Below are 17,841 nucleotides of genomic sequence, written 5' to 3'. Positions count from 1 at the left end.
GTCCACCGGGGTTGCGCACCAGCCCCACGTCGGTTACTGGGAAGGACGGCCCACGTATGCCCGCAGATCTCGCCGTCATCGGACTAGGCCCGTACGGCCTGCCCCTGGCCAAGGCCGCCGTCGCCGCCGGCATCCCCACACTCGGTTACCGCACCGGTCCGGAGGCCGCCTCTCTCAGTCCCGCCGAACTGCGCCGGATGCTCTCGGGGGGCTTCCGGCACGCCACCAGCCCCGCCGAGCTCGGCCGGGTCCGCACCGCCGTGATCTGCTCGCCGACGCCGCTCGGGGCGGACGGCACGCTCGACCTGAGCGAGATGGAGGCCGCCGCGCGCGCCCTCGCGGCCCGGCTGCGGCCGCACTCCACCGTCATCCTGGAGTCGCCGGTCCCGCCCGGCACCACCGAGAAGGTTCTGCGGCCCCTGCTGGAGGAGGGCTCGGGGATGCGCGCCGGCCGCGACTTCCACCTGGCCTACTCGCCGAGCCGCGTCGACCCCGGCAACCGCGACTTCCACCCCGCCAACACCCCCAAGGTGATCGGCGGGCTCACCCCCGCCTGCACCGAGTCGGCGGCCGCCTTCTACGGCCGCCTCACCGACAAGGTGGTCCGCGCGCGGGGTCTGCGCGAGGCGGAGACCGTGCAGGTGCTGGAGACCAACTTCCGGCACGTGAACATCGCCCTGGTCAACGAGATGGCCGTGCTCTGCCACGACCTGGGCGTCGACCTGTGGGACGTCGTGCGCTGCGCGGAGACCAAGCCGTTCGGCTTCCAGGCGTTCCGCCCCGGCCCCGGCGTCGGCGGACACGCCGTCCCGCAGAGCCTGACCGCCCACACGGGCCGCTCCCTGCGCATGGTCGAACTCGCCCAGCAGGTCAACAGCCAGATGCCCCGTTACGTCGTGCAGCGCGCCGCCACCCTGCTCAACGAGCACGGCAAGTCCGCGCGCGGCGCCCGCATCCTCCTCCTCGGCGTCACCTACAAGCCGGACCTCGCCGACCAGCAGTCCACCCCCGCCCAGGAGGTCGCCGTCCGCCTGCTGGAACTGGGCGCGTCCATCAGCTACCACGACCCGTACGTGCCGTCCTGGAGCGTCCTCGACCGCCCGGTCCCCCGCGCCGACTCCCTCTACGAGGCCGCCGCCGACGCCGACCTGACGATCCTCCTCCAGCAACACCGCACCTACGACCTCCAGGGCCTGTCGGTGAAGGCCCAGCTCCTCCTCGACACCCGGGGCGCGGCCCCGACGGGGGCGGCGCACCGGTTGTGAGGAGGCCGGGGCATACGAAAGGGGCCGGTCGATGACCGGCCCCTCGCGTGGTGCGGCTAGCGCCTCTCGTTTGGATCATGCCGGGCTCGCGGGGTCTGATCCAAACGAAAGGCTCTAGCGCTGGTGCTGGGAGTCCGCCACCGTGACCTCGACCCGCTGGAACTCCTTGAGCTCGCTGTAGCCGGTCGTGGCCATGGCGCGGCGCAGGGCGCCGAAGAAGTTCATGGAGCCGTCGGGGGTGTGCGAGGGGCCGGTCAGGACCTCCTCGATCGTGCCGACCGTGCCGAGGTCGACCTTCTGGCCGCGCGGCAGCTCCGTGTTCACGGCCTCCATGCCCCAGTGGCAGCCGCGGCCCGGCGCGTCCGTGGCGCGGGCCAGCGGGGAACCCATCATCACGGCGTCCGCGCCGCAGGCGATCGCCTTGGGCAGGTCACCGGACCAGCCGACACCGCCGTCCGCGATGACGTGGACGTACCGGCCGCCGGACTCGTCCATGTAGTCGCGCCGCGCCGCCGCCACGTCCGCGACCGCCGTGGCCATCGGGACGCGGATGCCGAGGACGTTGCGTGTGGTGTGCGCGGCGCCGCCGCCGAAGCCGACCAGGACGCCCGCCGCGCCGGTGCGCATCAGGTGCAGGGCCGCGGTGTACGTGGCGCAGCCGCCGACGATCACCGGGACGTCGAGCTCGTAGATGAACTGCTTCAGGTTCAGCGGCTCGTGCGAGGACGACACGTGCTCCGCGGAGACCGTCGTACCGCGGATGACGAAGATGTCGACGCCCGCGTCGACGACCGCCTTGGAGAACTGGGCGGTGCGCTGCGGGGAGAGCGCGGCGGCCGTGACCACGCCGGAGTCCCGCACCTCCTTGAGGCGCTGCCCGATCAGCTCCTCCTTGATCGGAGCGGCGTACACCTCCTGGAGGCGGCGCGTGGCGGCCTCCGTGGGCAGCTCGGCGATCTCGTCGAGCAGCGGCTGCGGGTCCTCGTACCGGGTCCACAGGCCCTCGAGGTTCAGCACGCCGAGGCCGCCGAGCTCGCCGATGCGGATGGCGGTGGCCGGGGAGACGACCGAGTCCATGGGGGCGGCCAGGAACGGCAGCTCGAAGCGGTAGGCGTCGATCTGCCAGGCGATCGAGACCTCCTTCGGGTCCCGCGTACGGCGGCTGGGGACGACGGCGATGTCGTCGAAGGCGTACGCCCGGCGGCCGCGCTTGCCGCGCCCGATCTCGATCTCAGTCACGTCTGTGGCCTTTCCCTGATGCGTTGCAGCGTCTTCCAGTATCGCCGACGGGCACGACGAGGGCGGCCCCGGATACGTCCGGAGCCGCCCTGTCGCGGGGGCCGGCTACTTGTTGCTGTAGTTCGGCGCCTCGACCGTCATCTGGATGTCGTGCGGGTGGCTCTCCTTCAGGCCCGCCGAGGTGATGCGGACGAAGCGGCCCTTGGACTCCATCTCGTCGATGGTGGCCGCGCCGACGTAGCCCATGGTCTGGCGCAGACCGCCGACGAGCTGGTGCAGCACGTTGGCCAGCGGGCCGCGGTAGGGCACCTGGCCCTCGACGCCCTCGGGCACGAGCTTGTCGTCGGAGGAGACCTCCGCCTGGAAGTAGCGGTCCTTCGAGTACGACCTGCCCTGGCCGCGGGACTGCATGGCGCCCAGCGAGCCCATGCCGCGGTAGGACTTGAACTGCTTGCCGTTGATGAAGAGCAGCTCGCCCGGGGACTCCTCGCAGCCCGCGAGCAGCGAGCCCAGCATCACGGTGTCGGCGCCGGCGGCGAGCGCCTTGCCGATGTCACCGGAGTACTGCAGGCCGCCGTCGCCGATCAGCGGGATGCCGGCCGGGCGGGCGGCGATGGACGCCTCGTAGATGGCGGTGACCTGCGGGACGCCGATACCGGCGACGACACGGGTCGTACAGATGGAGCCCGGTCCGACACCGACCTTGATGCCGTCGACACCGGCGTCGATCAGGGCCTGCGCGCCGTCGCGGGTCGCGACGTTGCCGCCGATCACGTCGACGGAGACGCTGGACTTGATCTTCGACATCCAGCTGAGGGCGTTGCTGTTGTGCCCGTGCGAGGTGTCGACCACGAGGAAGTCGACCCCGGCCTCGGCGAGCGCCTGCGCCCGCTCCAGCGCCTCGGGGCTGGCGCCGACGGCGGCTCCGACGAGGAGGCGGCCCTCGGCGTCCTTCGCGGCGTTGGGGTACTTCTCGGCCTTGACGAAGTCCTTGACCGTGATCAGGCCCTTGAGGGTGCCCTCGTCGTCGACGAGCGGCAGCTTCTCGATCTTGTGCCTGCGCAGCAGCTCCATGGCCTCGACGCCGGAGATGCCGACCTTGCCCGTGACCAGCGGCATCGGGGTCATGACCTCGCGCACCTGGCGGGAGCGGTCCGTCTCGAAGGCCATGTCGCGGTTGGTGACGATGCCGAGCAGCTTGCCGGCGGGGTCGGTGACCGGGACGCCGCTGATGCGGAACTTGGCGCACAGCGCGTCCGCCTCGCCGAGGGTCGCCTCCGGGTGCACCGTGATCGGGTCGGTGACCATGCCGGACTCGGACCGCTTCACCAGGTCGACCTGGTTGACCTGGTCCTCGACGGACAGGTTGCGGTGCAGCACGCCGACACCACCCAGGCGGGCCATCGCGATCGCCATACGGGCCTCGGTGACCTTGTCCATGGCGGCGGAGAGCAGGGGAATGTTGACCCGTACGTTCCGGGAGATGCGGGACGAGGTGTCGACCGCGTTGGGCAGGACCTCGGAGGCGCCCGGCAGCAGCAGCACATCGTCGTAGGTAAGCCCGAGTGTCGCGAATTTGGCGGGCACTCCGTCGACGTTGGCAGTCATGACACCTTCCCCAAATGGCCTTGATCGGTGCGGATGTCCATGCTAACGGGAAGCCGAGGCGTCACATTCCACAGTTCAGGGCGGCTGCCGGCTTCGTAGGTTCGTACGGAATCCCGGCAACGCCCGTTCACCCGGTGGGACTACTGCTCGGCGAGTGCCCGCAGTCTGCTCAGGGCCCGGTGCTGGGCGACCCGGACGGCGCCGGGTGACATTCCCAACATCTGGCCGGTCTCCTCCGCGGTCAGCCCCACGGCGATCCGCAGCAGCAGCAGCTCCCGCTGGTTCTCGGGCAGGTTGGCCAGGAGTTTCTTGGCCCACTCGGCGTCGCTGCTGAGCAGCGCGCGCTCCTCGGGGCCCAGCGAGTCGTCCGGCCGCTCGGGCATCTCGTCCGAGGGGACGGCCGTGGAACCGGGGTGCCGCATCGCCGCACGCTGCAGGTCAGCGACTTTGTGCGCGGCGATGGCGAAGACGAACGCCTCGAAGGGGCGGCCGGTGTCCTTGTAGCGCGGCAGCGCCAGCAGGACGGCGACGCAGACCTCCTGGGCGAGGTCCTCGACGAAGTGCCGGGCGTCCCCCGGCAGGCGCGACAGCCGCGTGCGGCAGTACCGCAGGGCCAGCGGGTGGACATGCGCGAGAAGGTCGTGGGTGGCCTGCTCGTCCCCGTCCACCGCGCGATGGACGAGTGCACCGATCGCCCCTGCGGCGTGGGCCGCCTCGTCGTCGCGCATCGGTCCATGGTGCCCTGCGGCCGCGGCGCGCGCGGCATCGCCGCCGTCGTTGTGCACCGAAGCGTTATGAGCAGGTGCGCCGGAACTCATCTCCTGCGCCCTCCCCTTCCGCTCGACCGACTCGTCCCCGAGAGACTCCACACCTCAAGGATGCGGCATCCGCGGCGAAACGAGCGACGGGCACCGATCGGACCCGTTGTCCGGCCTCGAAGCCGCGCCCCTGGGGGGCGCGGGCCGAGACATGGTGCGGCCGGGCCGCGCGCACGCGACCAGCCACGACGAACCCGGGGCCACCGGCCGGCACGACGCGGGCCCCACGGCGGGGACGCTCAGCGCACCAGGCCCCACCGGAACCCGAGCGCCACCGCGTGGGCCCGGTCCGAGGCGCCGAGCTTCTTGAACAGCCGGCGGGCGTGCGTCTTGACCGTGTCCTCGGAGAGGAACAGCTCGCGGCCGATCTCCGCGTTGGAGCGGCCGTGACTCATGCCCTCCAGCACCTGGATCTCCCGCGCGGTCAGCGTCGGCGCGGCGCCCATCTCGGCGGAGCGCAGCCGGCGCGGGGCGAGCCGCCAGGTCGGGTCGGCCAGCGCCTGCGTGACCGTGGCCCGCAGCTCGGCGCGCGAGGCGTCCTTGTGCAGATAGCCGCGGGCACCGGCGGCGACCGCGAGGGCCACGCCGTCCAGGTCCTCGGCGACGGTGAGCATGATGATGCGCGCACCGGGGTCGGCGGACAGCAGCCGCCGTACGGTCTCCACGCCGCCCAGACCGGGCATGCGCACGTCCATCAGGATCAGGTCCGAGCGGTCGGCGCCCCAGCGGCGGAGGACTTCCTCGCCGTTGGCCGCCGTCGTCACGCGCTCGACACCGGGCACGGTCGCGACCGCGCGGCGGAGCGCCTCTCGGGCAAGCGGGGAGTCGTCGCAGACGAGGACGGATGTCATGGCCGCCCTCCGCAGCTGATGCACGTCACCTTGAGCCTCCAGGCTGGTACGAAATGTCACCTGTGCGGTCGACCGTCTCGGACGCCTGCCCGAGCGCTTCTTCTTTCAACCGCCTCCGCCCTCTCAACGACGGTCACTCGAAAGAGTTACGGGGGCATGTGCCGTCTTCGGCACTCTACGTGAGGGGACGGACACAGGGCAGACATGCGGGGCGGACCCTCCCCGTTTCATCACAAGCCGTGCCCCATTTAGCCCTTTTTCTTCCTGTTTCACGGCGTTTGGGGCTAGATTCGCAATGAGTCATATTTTCATCTTCTTAGATCGTAGATGTACGGTCGTAGACACCGTATCCGCCCAGAACGGCTACAAGGGGTCACGCAATGGCAGATTTCTCCCGCCTTCCCGGACCGAACGCGGACTTGTGGGACTGGCAGCTGCTGGCTGCATGTCGCGGGGTGGACAGCTCGCTCTTCTTCCATCCGGAGGGCGAGCGCGGGGCGGCCCGGAGCGCTCGAGAGAACTCGGCCAAGGAGGTCTGCATGAGGTGCCCCGTGCGCGCACAGTGCGCGGCGCACGCGCTGGCGGTACGCGAACCGTACGGCGTATGGGGCGGCTTGACCGAGGACGAGCGCGAGGAGCTCATGGGGCGGGCACGCAACCGGCTGGTGTCGGCGTCGACCACCGGCGGGGACGCGGGTCCCGACCACTGAAGGAACGTTTCTCCAATCAGGGCACGCATGGCGTGCCCTTCCTCATGCCCGGGACTCCACCGGGCCCCCGGCGGCGCGGGCGAGCTGGTCCAGGGTCGCGGCCACGGCCGGCACCTGGGCGAGGTCCGGCAGCGTGAGGGCGACGATCTCGCGGCGGACCGCCGGTTCCAGCGCGACCATGCGCACACCGCGCGGCCGTACGGACTCCACGGCGAGCTGCGGCAGGACGGCGACGCCGAGACCGGCGCCGACCAGGCCGACCACCGCCGGGTAGTCGTCGGTGGCGAAGTCGATGCGCGGTGTGAAGCCGGCGCTCGCGCACACCTCGACGAGCTGGCCCCGGCAGCGCGGGCACCCGGCGATCCACGGCTCGGCCGCCAGATCGCCGATGGCCACCGAGGCCGGTGATCCCGCGCGGGCGAGCCGGTGCCGCTCCGGGACCAGCCCGACCAGGCGATCGGTGAGCAGCGGGCGCACCACGAGGTCGTCCCACTCCTCGGCGCCGGCCGCGCTCTCGTAGCGGAAGGCCAGGGCCACGTCGCACTCGCCCTCGCGCAGCATCTCGACCGACTTCGGCGGCTCGGCCTCCTCCAGGGAGACGCGGGTGCCGGGGTGGGCGGCGCGCAGGGCGGCGAGGGCGGTCGGGACGAGCGTGGAGCTGCCGCTGGGGAAGGAGACGAGCCGGACCCGTCCGGCGCGCAGGCCCGCGATGGCGGCGACCTCCTCCTCGGCGGCGGTGAGCCCGGCGAGGATGCCGGTGGCGTGCCGCACGAGCGCCTCGCCGGCCTGGGTCAGCCGCATCACGCGGCCGGTGCGGATCAGCAGCGGCGTGCCGACGGCCGTCTCCAGCGCCTTCATCTGCTGGCTCACGGCGGGCTGGGTGCAGCCCAGCTCGCGGGCGGCCGCCGAGAAGGAACCGGTGGTGGCGACGGCGCGCAGGACGCGGAGATGACGGGCTTCGAGCACGTCATCGAGCATAAGGCGCGCTTGGGGAGTACGCCGAATATCGCGTCGACACTTTGACCGCCGGTCGCCTACCGTGCCGCCATGAAGCTTCTGTCAGTGAATCTCGGCCGCTCCGAGGCGGTGCCGTACACGGACCACCCCGAGGGGATGACCGGCATCGACAAGCGCCCCGTCGAAGGCCCGGTGCGGGTGACGGCACCCGGCCCGAAGGGCGTCGGCGGGAGCGGGCTGGCCGGGGACGCGGTGTGCTCGCGGCAGCACCACGGCGGCGACGACCAGGCCGTGTACGCGGTGGCGCGGGAGGACCTCGACGCCTGGGAGCGCGAGCTGGGGCGCCCGCTGCGCAACGGCGTGTTCGGCGAGAACCTCACGACGTCCGGTCTGGACGTCTCCGGGGCGCTGATCGGCGAGCGCTGGCGGGTGGGGCCCGATCTGCTGCTGGAGGTCACGAGCGGCCGTATCCCCTGCCGCACCTTCCAGGGCCATCTGGGTGAACGGCAGTGGGTCAGGCGGTTCACCGCGCAGGCCGCGCCGGGGGCGTATCTGCGGGTGATCGAGCCGGGCGAGATCCGGGCGGGCGACGCGATCGAGGTCGTCCGGCGGCCGGACCACGAGGTGACGGTGGCGTTCCAGTTCCGGGCGGTCACCACCGAGCGGTCGCTGCTGCCGCGCGTCCTGGCGGCGGCCGAGTGGCTGCACCCGGAGGCGGTGGAGACGGCCGAGAAGTACGTGGCGAAGTACGGCTCCTGACGCGGCCCTGCACACCGGAGGACGGGGGCGGGCTGCCGCCTGAGGTGGCCGGAGCCGGTGGCCCACTGGGCGGACAAGGAGCGGAACGGGGCGGTCCGGGTCACTAACCTTGCGCCATGACAACGGCATTGATCACGGGATCGACCGCGGGCCTGGGCGCCGCGTTCGCGCGACGGCTGGCCGCCGACGGACATGACCTCGTCCTGGTGGCCCGGGACACCAAGCGGCTGCGCGAGCAGGCCACCGAGCTGCACGACCGGCACGGCGTCGAGGCGGAGGTGCTGACGGCGGATCTCGCCGAGGACACCGGCATCGAGGCGGTCGCCGCCCGCCTCGGCGACCGCCGCAACCCGGTCGACCTGCTGATCAACAACGCGGGCTTCGGCAACAAGGGCCGCTACCTCGACGTGTCCATGGCCGACGAGCTGCGGATGCTGAAGGTGCACTGCGAGGCGGTGCTGCGGCTGACGTCGGCGGCGGCCGCGGCGATGCGCGAGCGGGGGCGGGGCGGTGTCGTGAACGTCGCCTCGGTGGCGGCGTTCGTGCCGCGCGGGACGTACGGCGCGTCCAAGGCGTGGGTCGTGCAGTTCACCCAGGGCGCGGCGCGCGACCTGGCCGGGAGCGGGGTGCGGCTGATGGCGCTGTGCCCGGGGTTCGTACGGACCGAGTTCCACGAGCGCGCCGGCATGGGCACGGACAACATCCCCGGGTGGATGTGGCTGGACGCCGACAAGGTGGCGGCGGCCGCGCTGGAGGACCTGGCGCGGGGGCGGGCGCTGTCCATCCCGGACCCGCGCTACAAGGTGCTGCTGGGCGCGGCCAAGCTGGTGCCGCGGGGCATGCTCGGCACGATCTCCTCGCGGACGGGCCGCAAGTACGGTCCGCGGTAGAGAGCGGTCCGGCCGCGGAGGACAATGAGATTGTCCAGCCGCACCCAGGGGGACCGGGAGGCGCCGGCGTCATGACCTTCGTACAGCTCATCGACTGCAGGACGGACCGGTTCGACGAGATGAACCGGTTGATGGACAGGTGGGTCGAGCAGACCAAGGGGAAGCGGACGGCCACGCACGACGTCATCGGCCGCGACCGGTCCGACGGCTCGCACTTCGTGGAGATCGTGGAGTTCCCGTCGTACGACGAGGCGATGCGCAACTCGCACCTCCCCGAGACCGGACGGATCTACGAGGAGATGGTGGCGCTGTGCGACGGGCCGCCGGTCTTCACGGACCTGGACGTGGTGCGTGACGAGCATCTGAACGTCCTTGCCGCGCGGACCTTCTTCACGGAGATGGGCCGCAGGCCCCCGGAGCGCATCCTGGAGCACGTCACGGACGACTACGTGGACCACGACCCGTCCTACCCGCGCCCCGTCAAGGGCCGGGACGAGATGCGCGCGGTGCTGGAGGGCTGGTACGGCGCCTTCGACATCGCGTTCACCGTCCACGACCAGATGGCCGAGGACGACCGGGTGTGCAGCCGCTGGACCGTCACCGGCCACCACAAGGGCGACTTCCTCGGCATCCCGCCGACCGGCCAGGACGTGAGCATGCAGGGCATGACCTGGCAGCGCTTCCGCGACGGCCGTATCTGCGAGAGCCACTGGATCTACGACCGCGCGGGACTGATGGAGCAGTTGGGGGTACTCGGCGAATGACCGCGAAGGGGAAGGCCCCGTTCCCGTCCTGACGAGGGAGCGGGGCCTTTGTCGCCCCGGGGCCGGGCGGAGTCCGTCAGTCGCCGCCGCCTCCCCCGTCTCCGCCGCCGTCTCCCCCGCCTCCGTCTCCGCCGTCGCCGCCGTCGCCTCCCCAGCCGTCGGCGGCGCCCGAGTCGTTGTCTTCGCCGCCGATGCCCAGGTTGCTGAACCAGGGCAGTTCCCAGGTGGCGTCGCCGTCGTCGCCGGGGCGTGGCCGGGCGCGGAAGCGGGCCGAGCCCGTGGTGTCGCCCAGGCCGAAGGACGCCGCCACCGCGTGGGCCATGACGGCGTCCAGCGGGTCGGGGCTCTCGTGGCGCACGGCCGGCAGGGGGGCCAGGACCGTGCCGGGGGCGAGGTCGGGGCGGCGGGGCGGACGGGCCAGCAGGGCGACCCGGCCGCCGTCCCGCAGCAGCCAGGAGCTGGTCGCGTCGGCGCGCCGCAGGGTCCACTCCCGGCCGGGCAGCTGTATCTCCACGCTGCGCTTGGACTTGCGCAGCGTCCTGCGCAGGGACAGTCGCGCGTACTGGTCGCCGACGGTCAGCACCAGGCCGGCGCCCGGCGAGGAGGCGTCCCCGAGGTAGCCGTGGGGTGCGCGCAGCCGTACGGCGGGGGCGTGCGGGCCCCAGACGTCGACGCGGACCAGGTGCCGGTCCACGGCGACGGCCACCGGCCCGGCGGGACCCGGCGCGTACCGGCGCGCGATCCACAGGGGGACGTCCTCCGCGCGCGCCCGTTCGGCGAGGGTGGCCACGGCGACCGGTCCGCCGCACTCCCGCACGGCCAGTTCGCCGAGGGCCCGCGCGAACTCGGCGCCCCGGCGGACCTTCAGCGGTGTGCTGGTGCCGGTGACCCGGGTGACGGGGACGGTCCCGGCGTCCTGCGGCAGCCGCTCGAGGGGCCGTTCCGTGCCTCCGCCGCCGAGCCACCGCCCCCGCAGGAACGCCTCCGCCATGGCGCCGAGGTTCAGCTCGGCGAGCGGTGTCGTACGGCCGCCCCTGCGCAGCCCGTCCCCGGTCAGTTCCACGGTCCGCGCGAACGGGTTCCTCGACCGTTCGCCGTAGAGCACCTGGCTCATCGCACCCCCTGTTGTCCGGCCGTCGCCCTGTAGGTCGCCGTGGGCCGCGCGACGGTTCCGGGGCGAGGTACGGCGAGGGCCCGGCACCCCCGTGACGGGGATGCCGGGCCCTCGGCGTGGTTCTAGGAGCCGCTCACTCAGTGGGCGTGGCCGTGACCGTGGCCACCGGCGGCGGCCGGCTCCTCCTCTTCCTTCTTCTCGACGACCAGGGTCTCGGTCGTGAGCAGGAGGGAGGCGATGGAGGCGGCGTTCTCCAGGGCGGAGCGCGTCACCTTGACCGGGTCGATGACGCCGGCCTTGACCAGGTCGCCGTACTCGCCGGTGGCGGCGTTGAAGCCCTGGCCCTTCTCGAGCTCGGCGACCTTGGAGGTGATGACGTAACCCTCCAGGCCGGCGTTCTCGGCGATCCAGCGCAGCGGCTCGACGGCGGCGCGGCGGACGACGGCGACACCGGTGGCCTCGTCGCCGGTCTTGCCGAGGTTGCCCTCGAGGACCTTCACGGCGTGGACGAGCGCGGAGCCACCACCGGAGACGATGCCCTCCTCGACCGCGGCGCGGGTCGCGGAGATGGCGTCCTCCAGACGGTGCTTCTTCTCCTTCAGCTCCACCTCGGTGGCGGCGCCGACCTTGATCACGCACACGCCGCCGGCCAGCTTCGCGAGGCGCTCCTGGAGCTTCTCGCGGTCCCAGTCGGAGTCGGTGTTCTCGATCTCGGACTTGATCTGGGCGACGCGGCCCTGGACGTCCTCGGACTTGCCGGCGCCGTCGACGATCGTGGTGTCGTCCTTGGTGACGGTGACGCGGCGGGCGGAGCCGAGGATGTCGATGCCGACCTGGTCGAGCTTGAGGCCGACCTCCTCGGAGATGACCGTGGCGCCGGTGAGGGTCGCCATGTCCTGCAGCATCGCCTTGCGGCGGTCACCGAAGCCGGGGGCCTTGACCGCGACCGCGTTGAAGGTGCCGCGGATCTTGTTGACGACCAGGGTCGACAGGGCCTCGCCCTCGACGTCCTCGGCGATGATCAGCAGCGGCTTGGAGGCGTTGGTCTGGATGACCTTCTCCAGCAGCGGCAGCAGGTCGGCGATGGAGGAGATCTTGCCCTGGTTGATGAGGATGTACGGGTCCTCCAGGACGGCCTCCATGCGCTCCTGGTCCGTCACGAAGTACGGCGACAGGTAGCCCTTGTCGAAGGCCATGCCCTCGGTGAAGTCCAGCTCCAGACCGAAGGTGTTGGACTCCTCGACGGTGATGACACCGTCCTTGCCGACCTTGTCCATCGCCTCGGCGATGAGCTCGCCGACCTGCTGGTCCTGGGCGGACAGCGCGGCGACGGCGGCGATGTCGGACTTCTCGTCGATCGGGCGCGCGGTCGCGAGGAGCTCCTCGGAGACGGCGGCGACGGCGGCGTCGATGCCCTTCTTCAGCAGCGCCGGGGAGGCACCGGCGGCGACGTTCTTCAGGCCCTCGCGCACCAGCGCCTGGGCGAGCACGGTGGCGGTGGTGGTGCCGTCACCCGCGATGTCGTTGGTCTTGGTCGCCACCTCCTTCACCAGCTGGGCGCCGAGGTTCTCGTACGGGTCCTCGACCTCGACCTCACGGGCGATGGTCACACCGTCGTTGGTGATGGTGGGGGCGCCGAACTTCTTGTCGATGACGACGTTGCGGCCCTTGGGGCCGATCGTCACCTTGACCGTGTCGGCAAGCTTGTTGACGCCGCGCTCGAGGGCGCGACGGGCGTCCTCGTCGAACTTCAGGATCTTCGCCATGACAGCGGGAGCCCTCTCGGATTCTGTGGGTTCTCAAAAAAAGACACTGCGCCCCGGGCGCCCGTTCTCATGTGGTCTCGGGGGCCAGGGGCGCAGCTGAAAGCAAGAGCTTCGAGGCGTCTTACTTCTCGATGACCGCGAGCACGTCGCGGGACGAGAGGACGAGGTACTCCTCGCCGTTGTACTTCACCTCGGTGCCGCCGTACTTGCTGTACAGCACGATGTCGCCGACCTTCACGTCGAGCGGAAGACGCTCGCCGTTCTCGAAGCGGCCCGGACCGACGGCGAGGATGACGCCCTCCTGGGGCTTCTCCTTCGCGGTGTCCGGGATGACCAGGCCAGAGGCGGTGGTCTGCTCGGCGTCGAGCGGCTGGACCACGATGCGGTCCTCAAGCGGCTTGATGGCAACCTTGGAGCTGGTGGTCGTCACGATCCGACCTCCCCCTTCGGAGATCTCACGGGGTTAACTGTCTGAGGTGGCGACCAGGTCGATCCGTCGTCGCGGGTGCCGGACCTGCCCGTCGCGTGGTTGGCACTCTCCAGTGGGGAGTGCCAGACCCGAGACTATGACCGCGATTAGCACTCGGTCAAGCGGAGTGCCAATTCGCCGTGGCGCGGCGCGCCGCGGAGGGTCCCCCTCGGAACGTCCGAGGTCGCGTACGGGACGTCAGACGTAGTCCTCCAGGCGGCCCACGGTGAGCCCCCGTTCCTGGACCGCCCGCAGCAGCAGGGTGGTGCGCTCCCGCAGCGACAGCCCGCCCGGCTCGCCGGACGGCACGGAGACGACGTCGCCGGGGCGCAGCCGTGCGGGCCCCTTCGCGTACGTCAGCCGTCCGTCGCCCGCCATGCTCACGCGCCACAGCACGACGGCGGCGGCCCCGCAGTCGGCGGCGGCGCGCAGCGTGGTGGCGTCGTAGGTGCCGTAGGGCGGCCGGAAGAGCCGGGGGCGGACGCCGAAGCGGGCGTGCAGCTTGTGCTGCTGGCCGCAGATCTCGGCGCGCTGGCCGGCGTAGGGCAGTCCGCGCAGGGCGGCGTGGTCGAGGGTGTGGTTCTGCAGGGACGCGCCGACCGCGCGCAGCCGCGCGAAGTGCCCGTATCCGGGGCCGACCACGCTGTCCGTGAGGAACATGCTGACGGGCAGCCGCAGTTCGCGGACCATGTCGACGAAGCGGGGGTCCTTCTCCGCGCCGTCGTCGTAGGTGAGGAAGACGACCCGGTCGCGGGTGGGGACGCGGTGCAGGACGGGCGGCGGGCCGCCGGGGCGGTGCGGAGCCCGCCGGGCGGGCGGCGGGGGCGGCGCGGGCAGCGGGGCGCGCAGGCCCCAGCGGCGGTACGGCTGCGCGGTGTGCGTGGCGTTCTTCGCCGAGCGCGTCGCCTCGTGGCCGGTTCCGGCGCGGGGGCCGGTGGCGGCGGTCCCGGCGGCGCATCCGGCGAGCAGGGCGGTCGCCAGGGCCACGGCGACGGACGCGCGTGTCCCCGGCGGCGGCGTCACAGGTAGTCCTCCAGCCGGGCCACCGCGAAGCCCTCGGCCGTGACCTTGTCCAGGAACCGGCGGATCATGTCGGGCATTGTGCCCTTCCACTCGTCCCGGCCCCGGAAGTGACTGAGCACGATGTCACCCGGACGGATCCGCCGGTCCTCCTCCCGGTAGTCCCAGCGGTCGACGAACACCTCCTCGTTCCACAGGGGGACGTACCGCACGCCGCAGGACCGGGCCGCGCGCAGGGTGTCGCGGTTGTAGTTGCCGAAGGGCGGCCGGAACAGGGCGGGGCGCTCGCCGAAGCGCTCCCTCATGACGTCCTGCATGCCGCAGATCTCGTACTGCTGGCGCCGGTAGGACAGGGCCGGCAGATAGCGGTGGTGGAGGGTGTGGTTGTTCAGGACGGCCCCCGCCCGCTGGAGTCGCCGGAAGTAGCCGTAGTCGTCCTTGATGACGTAGTCGCTGAGGAAGGCGGAGTACGGCACCTTCAGGTCGCTCATCATGCGCAGGAACGCCGGGTCCTTCTCGGCGCCGTCGTCGATGGTCAGGAAGACGACCTTCCGGTCCGTGGGGACGGTCGTGAAGACCGGCGGGAGGCCCAGTTCCTCGTGCCCGTCGACCTCGAAGCCCTCGCGGGTGGCGATCCGGGGCTTGACGGCGGGCGGCGGCGGGGGCACGAGGGGGACGCTGGCGAGCCGCCAGCGCCGGGCCGCGGCGACCCGGGCGGCGTGGGCCTGCTGGGCGGACTGCGGCTTCCTGCCGTCCGGGGTGGGGGTGGCGGCCGGGGTCCGGGGGGTGACCGGAGTCCGGGTGGCCGGCGGGGGCGACGCCGGTGCGGCCGAGCCGCTCGGCGCGGCTCCGGCGGCCGGGGAGGCGCCGCCCGCAGGGCCGGAGAGAGCGCCCTGCGCGCAGCCCGAGGCGACGGCGGCCACCGCGAGCCCGGCGACGACTCCCCGCAACCGCGCCCGGCGGACCGCGCGCGCGACGGGACGGCTCCAGGACGCGATCCCCAGGAGCCCCTTTTTGTCATTTTGTCCTACTAGTCGCATGGAGCCGGATCCTGACAGGCACCCCCGCCCGGACCGGGCCGACAGCGCCGCCGTGGAGCGGACCATCCTCCGACTGGCCGACAATGACCCGGTGAACGACCACCTCGACGCCTTCACCGCCCTGCTCGCCCCCGAGGGCCGCGCCCTCCTCGACGCCGTGCGCGACACCGCCCCCGCCGACGAACTCGCCGTCGCCACGCGGCTGCGCCGCGAGCACCCGGCCGGGCTGGTGTCCGCGGCCCTCGGGCAGGCCCGGCTGCGCCAGCGGGCGGCGGCGAAGTTCGGCACCGGGGACGCGGGGCGCATGTACTTCACGCCGAACGGCGTCGAGCAGTCGACGCGTGCGAGCGTGGCGGCGTACCGGGCGGCCCGGATGCGGGAGCTGGGCATCGGCTCGGTCGCGGACCTGTGCTGCGGCATCGGCGGCGACGCGATCGCGCTCGCGCGGGCCGGCATCCGGGTGCTGGCCGTCGACCGGGACCCGGTGACGGTGGCGGCGGCGCGAGCCAACATGGCGGCGCTCGGGCTTGAGGACCTGGTCGAGGTGCGCGAGGCGGACGTCACCGAGGTCGACACCGCCGGTTTCGACGCCGTGTTCGTCGACCCGGCCCGGCGCGGCGGACGTGGCCGCATCTTCGACCCGGAGGCGTACTCGCCGCCGCTGTCCTGGGCCGTCGAGGCGGCCCGCACCGCGCCCCACGCCGCCCTGAAGGTCGCGCCCGGCATCCCGCACGAGGCGGTCCCCGGCGACGCGGAGGCCGAGTGGATCTCGGACGGCGGGGACGTCAAGGAGGCGGTGCTGTGGTTCGGGACGGCCCCCGGGACCGTCCGCGCCACCCTGCTGCCGGGCCCGCGCCCACTGCTCTCCCGCGGCCTGCCCGACCCGGCGGTGCGGCCCGTCGGACGCTATCTGTACGAGCCGGACGGCGCCGTCATCCGGGCCCATCTGGTCGCCGAGGTCGCCGACGCGCTGGACGGCGGGCTCGTCGACGCGACGATCGCGTACATCACGGCGGACGAACTGCGCCCCACGCCGTACGCCGGCGCGTACGAGATCACCGACCAGCTGCCGTTCAACCTGAAGCGGCTGAAGGCGCTGCTGCGGGAGCGCCAGGTGGGCACGCTGACGGTGAAGAAGCGCGGGTCGGCGGTCGAGCCGGAGGAACTGCGCCGCAAGGTCAAGCCGCAGGGCCCGAACGCGGCCACCGTCTTCCTGACCCGGGTGGCGGGGGCACCGACGATGCTGGTGGGGCACCCCGCCCAAGGGCTGTCCCGTAGGCTCATCGACCCGCAGCGTCCTGAGGAGTTGCGTCCGCCGCCCGCCTGAGCAGCATCTCCCGCTCCGGCTCATTGCGCGTCAGTGCCGCCGCGCGCTCGAACTCCGCCCGGGCCTCCGCCGTACGGCCGAGGCGCAGGAGCAGGTCGCCGCGCACGCTCGGCAGCAGGTGGTAGTCCCGCAGCGCCGGTTCGCCCGCGAGGGCGTCGACGATCTCCAGGGCGGGCCCGGGACCCTCGGCCATCGACACGGCGACCGCCCGGTTCAGCTCGACCACCGGCGACGGCGCCCGGGCGGCGAGCAGCCGGTACAGCGTGGCGATGGTCGGCCAGTCGGTGTCCTCGTAGCGGTACGCGTGCGCGTGGCAGGCGGCGATGGCGGCCTGGAGGGCGTACGGGCCGGGGGCGCCCGTGGCCGTCGCGCCCGCCCGGTCCAGGGCGGTGATGCCCCGGGCGATCAGCATGCGGTTCCAGCGGCGCCGGTTCTGGTCGCGCAGCAGCACGGGCGTGCCGTCGGGGGCGGTGCGGGCGGCCGTGCGGGACGCCTGGAACTCCAGCAGCGAGGCCAGGGCGTGCACCTCGGGCTCCTTCGGCATCAGCGCGGCCAGTTGCCGGGCCAGCCGCAGCGCGTCCTCGCACAGCGCGGGGCGCAGCCAGTCATCGCCCGCGGTCGCCGCGTACCCCTCGTTGAAGATCAGGTAGATGACGTCGAGGACGGAGCCGAGCCGTGCCTCGCGGTCGGGCCCGTACGGCACCTCGAAGGCGACGTTCCGGGTGGCCAGGGTGCGCTTGGCGCGGACCACACGCTGGGCGACGGTGGCCTCGGGGGCCAGGTAGGCACGGGCGATCTCGGCTGTGGTCAGACCGCCGACCAGACGCAGGGTGAGGGCGGTGCGGGCCCCCGGGGACAGCACGGGATGGCAGGTGGTGAAGACGAGCCGGAGCAGGTCGTCGTCGATGGCGTCGGGGTCGGCGGGCTCCGGCGGCGGCACGTCCTCCAGGTTCCGGCCGATCTCCCGGAGCTTGCGGGCGTAGTTCTCCCGGCGCCGGACCAGGTCGACGGCGCGGTGCCGGGCGGTGGCGGTGAGCCAGGCGCCCGGCCGGTCGGGCACGCCGTCGCGCGGCCACCTCTCCAGCGCGGCGACCAGGGCGTCCTGGGCGAGTTCCTCGGCGATGCCGACGTCCCGGACGACCCGGGTGACGGCGGCGACGACACGGGGGAACTCCAGCCGGAACACGGTTTCGAGGGCGGGCAGGGGGTCGTTGGTGCGCGGTGTCTCCACAGCCCACCATCGA

17 protein-coding genes are annotated in these 17,841 nt (G+C 72.6%); 6 read left to right on the top strand and 11 right to left on the bottom strand.

The annotated features are described in order from the left end of the window. The first annotated feature begins 56 nt into the window (after positions 1-56). The gene (locus ADL34_RS01410; RefSeq protein ID WP_062663958.1) at positions 57-1,265 is read left to right on the top strand and encodes a nucleotide sugar dehydrogenase; all 1,209 of its coding nucleotides are present in this window, start codon (positions 57-59) and stop codon (positions 1,263-1,265) included. A 114-nt stretch (positions 1,266-1,379) separates the two neighbouring features. Here the strand turns inward: ADL34_RS01410 and ADL34_RS01405 are convergent, their stop codons facing one another. The 4 genes from ADL34_RS01405 to ADL34_RS01390 all read right to left on the bottom strand — a co-directional run bounded on the left by ADL34_RS01405 (position 1,380) and on the right by ADL34_RS01390 (position 5,781). Then, positions 1,380-2,504, bottom strand: a complete 1,125-nt coding sequence (locus ADL34_RS01405; RefSeq protein WP_062663960.1) for a GuaB3 family IMP dehydrogenase-related protein — start codon at positions 2,502-2,504, stop codon at positions 1,380-1,382. 105 nt (positions 2,505-2,609) lie between these two features. Continuing rightward, positions 2,610-4,112 carry an IMP dehydrogenase gene (gene guaB / locus ADL34_RS01400; protein WP_062663962.1) on the bottom strand — a complete coding sequence of 501 codons (1,503 nt, stop codon included), beginning with the start codon at positions 4,110-4,112 and terminating at the stop codon, positions 2,610-2,612. A gap of 140 nt (positions 4,113-4,252) precedes the next feature. Next, positions 4,253-4,840, bottom strand: a complete 588-nt coding sequence (locus tag ADL34_RS01395) for a sigma-70 family RNA polymerase sigma factor (RefSeq protein ID WP_055622496.1) — start codon at positions 4,838-4,840, stop codon at positions 4,253-4,255. A 329-nt stretch (positions 4,841-5,169) separates the two neighbouring features. After that, entirely contained in the window at positions 5,170-5,781 is a 612-nt protein-coding gene (locus ADL34_RS01390) for a response regulator transcription factor (RefSeq protein ID WP_003948568.1), read from the bottom strand. A 380-nt stretch (positions 5,782-6,161) separates the two neighbouring features. Here ADL34_RS01390 and ADL34_RS01385 point away from each other — a divergent pair, with 380 nt between their 5' ends. Further along, the gene (locus ADL34_RS01385; protein WP_062663964.1) at positions 6,162-6,491 is read left to right on the top strand and encodes a WhiB family transcriptional regulator; all 330 of its coding nucleotides are present in this window, start codon (positions 6,162-6,164) and stop codon (positions 6,489-6,491) included. 42 nt (positions 6,492-6,533) lie between these two features. On the opposite strand, the gene ADL34_RS01380 is transcribed toward ADL34_RS01385, so the two are convergent. Next, positions 6,534-7,457, bottom strand: coding sequence for a LysR family transcriptional regulator (locus tag ADL34_RS01380; protein ID WP_062664404.1), 924 nt, complete (start codon positions 7,455-7,457; stop codon positions 6,534-6,536). Positions 7,458-7,538: 81 nt separating this feature from the next. Between ADL34_RS01380 and ADL34_RS01375 the strand changes: the two genes are divergently transcribed. The 3 genes from ADL34_RS01375 to ADL34_RS01365 all read left to right on the top strand — a co-directional run bounded on the left by ADL34_RS01375 (position 7,539) and on the right by ADL34_RS01365 (position 9,861). Continuing rightward, complete coding sequence (locus ADL34_RS01375; RefSeq protein WP_062663966.1) at positions 7,539-8,207, top strand: MOSC domain-containing protein; 669 nt, start codon at positions 7,539-7,541, stop codon at positions 8,205-8,207. A gap of 116 nt (positions 8,208-8,323) precedes the next feature. Then, positions 8,324-9,097: an SDR family NAD(P)-dependent oxidoreductase gene (locus ADL34_RS01370; RefSeq protein WP_062663968.1), complete on the top strand. Its 774-nt coding sequence runs from the start codon at positions 8,324-8,326 to the stop codon at positions 9,095-9,097. 71 nt (positions 9,098-9,168) lie between these two features. Beyond that, positions 9,169-9,861 carry an ester cyclase gene (locus tag ADL34_RS01365; protein ID WP_062663970.1) on the top strand — a complete coding sequence of 231 codons (693 nt, stop codon included), beginning with the start codon at positions 9,169-9,171 and terminating at the stop codon, positions 9,859-9,861. Positions 9,862-9,937: 76 nt separating this feature from the next. Here the strand turns inward: ADL34_RS01365 and ADL34_RS36310 are convergent, their stop codons facing one another. The 5 genes from ADL34_RS36310 to ADL34_RS01340 form a co-directional block, all read right to left on the bottom strand. Next, on the bottom strand, positions 9,938-10,975 hold the full coding sequence (locus ADL34_RS36310) for a hypothetical protein (RefSeq protein ID WP_062663972.1): 1,038 nt from the start codon (positions 10,973-10,975) through the stop codon (positions 9,938-9,940). A 137-nt stretch (positions 10,976-11,112) separates the two neighbouring features. Further along, positions 11,113-12,741, bottom strand: a complete 1,629-nt coding sequence (gene groL, locus ADL34_RS01355) for a chaperonin GroEL (RefSeq protein ID WP_062663974.1) — start codon at positions 12,739-12,741, stop codon at positions 11,113-11,115. Positions 12,742-12,862: 121 nt separating this feature from the next. After that, positions 12,863-13,171 (bottom strand): co-chaperone GroES, encoded by a 309-nt coding sequence (gene groES / locus ADL34_RS01350; RefSeq protein ID WP_013001368.1) that lies wholly within the window; start codon positions 13,169-13,171, stop codon positions 12,863-12,865. Between the two features lie 237 nt (positions 13,172-13,408). Beyond that, complete coding sequence (locus tag ADL34_RS01345; RefSeq protein ID WP_062663976.1) at positions 13,409-14,233, bottom strand: polysaccharide deacetylase family protein; 825 nt, start codon at positions 14,231-14,233, stop codon at positions 13,409-13,411. Then, complete coding sequence (locus tag ADL34_RS01340) at positions 14,230-15,270, bottom strand: polysaccharide deacetylase family protein (protein WP_079033965.1); 1,041 nt, start codon at positions 15,268-15,270, stop codon at positions 14,230-14,232. Before ADL34_RS01340 ends, ADL34_RS01345 begins: the two co-directional genes overlap by 4 nt. On the opposite strand from ADL34_RS01340, the gene ADL34_RS01335 reads away from it, so the two are divergent. Further along, a complete protein-coding gene (locus tag ADL34_RS01335) occupies positions 15,269-16,597 on the top strand; it encodes a THUMP-like domain-containing protein (protein ID WP_079033966.1) in 1,329 nt (442 codons plus the stop codon). The two genes, ADL34_RS01340 and ADL34_RS01335, sit on opposite strands and share 2 nt — an antisense overlap. Here the strand turns inward: ADL34_RS01335 and ADL34_RS01330 are convergent. Next, positions 16,551-17,828 (bottom strand): RNA polymerase sigma factor, encoded by a 1,278-nt coding sequence (locus ADL34_RS01330; protein ID WP_062663980.1) that lies wholly within the window; start codon positions 17,826-17,828, stop codon positions 16,551-16,553. The two genes, ADL34_RS01335 and ADL34_RS01330, sit on opposite strands and share 47 nt — an antisense overlap. Between the last annotated feature and the right edge of the window lie 13 nt (positions 17,829-17,841).

Origin of the sequence: Streptomyces sp. NRRL WC-3605 (assembly GCF_001509795.1) — a bacterium.
Classification (GTDB): domain Bacteria; phylum Actinomycetota; class Actinomycetes; order Streptomycetales; family Streptomycetaceae; genus Streptomyces; species Streptomyces viridochromogenes.
The sequence above is the reverse complement of the archived record's forward strand: the minus strand, read 5'-3'. Positions and strand labels throughout refer to the sequence as shown.